The sequence below is a fragment of the Streptomyces sp. NPDC059456 genome (assembly GCF_042750055.1).
Classification (GTDB): domain Bacteria; phylum Actinomycetota; class Actinomycetes; order Streptomycetales; family Streptomycetaceae; genus Streptomyces.
This window is the reverse complement of record NZ_JBHYVA010000696.1, coordinates 1-4,445: the sequence shown is the minus strand read 5'-3', so window position 1 is coordinate 4,445 and position 4,445 is coordinate 1. Positions and strand designations below refer to the sequence as shown.

The window sequence follows — 4,445 nt, the reverse complement described above, 5'->3', positions numbered from 1 at the left end:
CGACAGCACCGAGCTGAGCAGTTCGACGGACGGGCGGACCGCCGCCGGGTCGAGCTGGCTCAGCACGTCGTGGCGGCCCGCGTCGGCCGCGTCGGCGAGCACTTCCTCGCGTACGTCGGCCCCGAAGAGCGCTTCGAGCTCCTGCGACCATTCCCGGGCCGAGGGGAACGAGGCCTCCTGGCCGCCGCCGTTGCCCCAGCCGCCTTCGAGGTCGGCGGAGCCCTCGCCGCGGCCGGAGCCGTACAGCTCGTCGAGGGCGTGGGCGTAGCGGCGGGCGCCGGCGGGGAGCCGGTCGCGCTCGCGGCCGAGCAGCAGGCGCCAGCGGTCGGCGGGGGCGAGCCGCCGGTCCGCGTGCGTGGCGTCGGGGGCGGGCGGCAGCGGTACGTCCGCCCCGGCGGCGGGGCCGGGTTCGGGAGCCGGGTCCTGCGGCCGGGCCTGCAGCGGCAGGGCCGCGAGCGCCGCGGCGCCGGCGGCGTCCGCGGCGGCCCACAGCGCGAGCAGGGCGGGCGGTGCGTCGAGGGACAGGTCCAGCCGGTCGCCGAGCCGCTCGGTGACGGTGTCCAGCAGCCGGGCGCGGGCGGCCGGTGCGAGGACGTCGAAGCCGCCGCGCAGGGCGGGCAGCCGGTCCAGGAACTCCTGGTCGGCGAGGCCGTCGATCCGGTCGAGGACCGGGGTGAGGGCGGCCGCGGAGGACTGGAGCAGCGGTCCCGCGGCGGCCAGGACGCCGCCGAGGCGGCGGGCGAGGGAGCGCCGGCCCTCGGGGGTGCCTGCGGCGTCGATCCAGCCGGCGGTGCGGTCGCCGAGGCCGTCGGCGGGATCCAGATCGAGGAGGACCCGTACGGCCAGTGCCGCGCCCTGCATCAACGGGGATGCGGTGGAGGCCAGTTCCGCCAGGGCGGAGTCCAGCCGCAGGCCCAGGTGCAGGGTGGCGGCACGGTCGGCGAGGGCCACGAGGGCGCGCGCGTCTGCGTGCTCCTCGCTGCCGGCGAGGCCGGGCAGGGAGCGTACGGCGGCTTCGAGCAGCAGGCTCGTGAGCGCGGCGGCGGTGGTGCGGGAGCCGTCGGAGGTTTCCGGGAAATGCCCGCGGGACAGCGCCTCCAGGAGGTCGAGGGAGTCGAGGAGTTCGGGCAGGGTCGCGGTCTGCGGGAGGGTTTCGGCGGCCTCGCCGAGCCGTACGCCGACCAGGTCGGGCAGATCGCAGCGCGCGGCGGCGGCCAGGCCGGTGAGGATCTGGGCCGGGGTCGGACCGCCGTCGGCGGTGGCGCGCCGGGCGGTTTCGCGCAGCGTCCCGGAGGCGGCCTGTGCGGCGGTGACGCCGCGCACGCCGGCCAGGTCGAGGCGGGCCGGGACGGAAGGCGTCCAGGTCAGCCGCCACTTGGTGCCGAGGGCGGTGCCGTCGCCGGTGGCGGCCACGTCGAGGGGCTCCCCGTACGAGGCTCCGCAGACGGCCAGCCGTTGGAGCAGGACCTCGCGGCGGCGGTCGAGCGGGGAGCGCAGCGGGTCGAGGCGGACCTCGCGCGGGGCGGGGTCCTCGGGGCCCGGCAGCCGCAGTTCCGCCAGCTCGGCCTCGACGGAGGGGCCGAGCCCGGAGCGGGGGGCGTGCGGGGTGATCCGGCCGCGGGCGGCCCCGACCAGCACGGCTTCCAGCGCCCGGGCCAACGCCCTTCCACGGCCGAGGAGTTCACCCTGGCCGAGCACGGTGGTGACCGCCTCCAGGAGTTCACCCCGGCCGGGGGCGGGGAGTCCGCGCAGGACGGCCAGGTCGCAGGCGAGCCGCAGCGTCTCGGCGGCCTCGCCGGTCCCGGCGGTGTGCCCGGCGCGGCGCAGCTCCCGGCAGATGCCGGTGACGGCGACGGAGGCGGCGTCGCGCAGCCGCACCGGGTCGCCGCCGGCCTCCAGCACGGCCTGCTGCCAGAGCGGGTCCCGAATGCCGGCGGGGTAGCCGGAGCGGGAGTCGAGCAGATCGAAGGAGTACGGCACGAACGAGGTCACGACCCCGTCGCCGCCGCCCGGCGCCTCGGCGGTGCGTGAACCCCGCCGGACGACGGCGCCGTTCCCGTACCCGGAGTCCGCTTCCCCGGAGCGGGCCTTCGCCTGCCCGCCGAGACCCCGGCCCGCCAACGGGCCCGGGGCGGCGTCCGAGCCGGCTCCGCTCCCCGCCCCGGCAGCCGTCACCGCACCGGCGGTCCCGTCCTCGCCCGGACCGGACCCCGCGACGAGCCCCGGGCCCGCCGCGCCGCGGGTCGACTGCGCCGGCGCCCCGTCAGGGGCGACGCTTCCGGGCTCGGGAGCCGGGGCCGCCGGGCGCCGGTCGCAGGCGCCGTCGGCGAGGAGGGCCGGGGCGTGGAAGGCGCCGATGAGGGCGGCGACCTTCCGGCCCCCGGAGGCGGCGGCGTCGATGACGCCGCGCATACGGGCCTCGCGGGCCAGGTCCGTCGCGGGGACGGGCCCGTCCTGGCGCAGGGCCCAGCCCACGCCGAGGGCGGCCCGCCGGACGGCTTCCGGCGTGCAGCCGGGGGCCAGGACCTCCACGGCCCGGTCCCACAGGTCGTCGCCGTCCCGCCCGGTGCCGGAGGCGGCCAGCGCCTCGGCGAACGACCGCCGAGGAGCCTGCGGCAACGCCGAGGCCGGGCCTGCGCCAACAGCCCCCTGGCGGACGGCGGGACCCACCGCCGCGGCCGGACCGGGGACCGCACCCGTCGTGCCCGCGGGCGGCGGTGCCGGCGCGGCGTGGTCCTCGGGAGCCGCGGCCCGGTCCGGAGCCACGGCCGGCGCCCCGGACGCGGTGCCGCCCGGCCCGGCACCCTCACCCGCGGAGCGGCCCGCGGCGTCGGACCGGACGGTCCAGGCGGGGTCGGCCAGGGGGAGGTCGCAGCAGCGGACCTCCACTCCGTGCGTACGCGCCCAGCGGATCGCCGCCAGTTCCGGGGAGAAGTCCGCGAAGGGGTAGAACGCCAGACCGCCGTCCCGGCCCGTGCCCGCCAGGGCGACGGGGGCCACGGTCTCGGGGTCCGCCAGGTGCTCCAGCCACGGCTGGAAGTCGGCCGGCAGCTCGACGCAGACCACGTCCGGCCGCGCGGCGTCCAGCAGCGTCGGGACCACCGCCGCGAGGGCGGGGCTGTGGTGGCGTACGCCCAGCAGGTACGGCGCGCGGGACGCGGCGAGCGCGTCGACGGCGTCCCGCGGATCGGTCGCCGGTGTCGTCATCGCAGGCTCCCGCGGAGGTCCCACAGGCGGCGCCACATCGCCGAGCCGTCTTCGGCGCGGCGGCGGACCGGGCCGTCCCAGTAGCCCAGCAGGCGGCCGTGGTCGGCGGGGTCGTCCTTGCGGACCACGCCCAGCAGGTGCCCCGGCAGCAGGTCCAGGACGTCGCCGCCGGGCAGGTACGCCGCGGCGACGCCGAGCGAGGCCGCCACCTGGACCGCCTCGGCGGTGGACATGACCGTGCCGGGGCGTTCCACGTCCCAGCCCTCGGCCGAGCGGCCCGAGCGCAGGTCCCGGAAGACCGTGACGAGCGCGTCCAGCACGGCGTCGTCGACTCCGAAGGCCGCGCCCGCCCGCTGCACCGCGGCCACCGCCTGGCGCCGGATCAGGGTGGCTTCGGCGTCCGCGTCCGCGATCGGTGCGACCGTCTCGAAGTTGAAGCGCCGCTTGAGGGCGGCGGACATCTCGGAGACCCCGCGGTCGCGCAGGTTGGCGGTGGCGATGACCGTGAAGCCGGGCGCCGCGGAGACCACCGCGTCCTCGGTGGCGGTCAGTTCGGGCACGCTGACCCGCCGGTCGGACAGGATCGACACCAGGGCGTCCTGTACCTCGGGCAGGCAGCGGGTGATCTCCTCGACCCGCACCACCCGTCCGGTCCGCATCGCCGAGAGCACCGGGGAGTCGACGAGCGCCTGGGAGGTGGGGCCCTGGGCGAGCAGGAGTGCGTAGTTCCAGCCGTAGCGGAAGGCGTCCTCGGTGGTGCCGGCGGTGCCCTGCACGGTGAGGGCGCTGGTACCGCAGACGGCGGCGGCCAGCAGTTCGGACAGCATGGACTTCGCGGTGCCGGGCTCGCCGGTGAGCAGCAGGCCGCGTTCGCCGGCGAGGGTGACGACGCAGCGTTCGACCAGGGCGCGTTCGCCGACGAACTTCGGGGCGATGACCAGCTTGGCCGGGAGTCCGGCGCGCCGGCGTCCGGGCAGGGCCAGTTCGGCTCCCTCGCTGCCGCACACGAAGGTGACGACGGCGCGCGGGGTGAGCGCCCAGCCGGGCGGGCGGGGGCCGGTGTCCTGGGCGGCGAGGAAGGCGAGTTCGACGGCGTGCCGCTCCTCGGCGGGCAGGGCCTGCCGCGTGGCGGCCGGGACGGTTGTTTCGGTCACGGTCATGGCGTTTTTTCCTTCGGGAACGTGCGGGTGGCGAAGTCGGGGAGGGCGGGGGGACGTCGGGGCCGGGCCGGGCGGCGG

The 4,445-nt window shown here is 78.4% G+C and carries 2 protein-coding genes; both read right to left on the bottom strand.

Features of this window, described 5'->3' with window-relative positions:
* Positions 1-3,207, bottom strand: a 3,207-nt coding sequence (locus tag ACFXA3_RS36620; protein ID WP_385194496.1) for a DUF5682 family protein, incomplete at its 3' end; no start/stop codon positions are given.
* A complete protein-coding gene (locus ACFXA3_RS36615; RefSeq protein ID WP_385194494.1) occupies positions 3,204-4,367 on the bottom strand; it encodes an AAA family ATPase in 1,164 nt (387 codons plus the stop codon). The genes ACFXA3_RS36615 and ACFXA3_RS36620, both read right to left, overlap by 4 nt.
* Positions 4,368-4,445 lie beyond the last annotated feature (78 nt).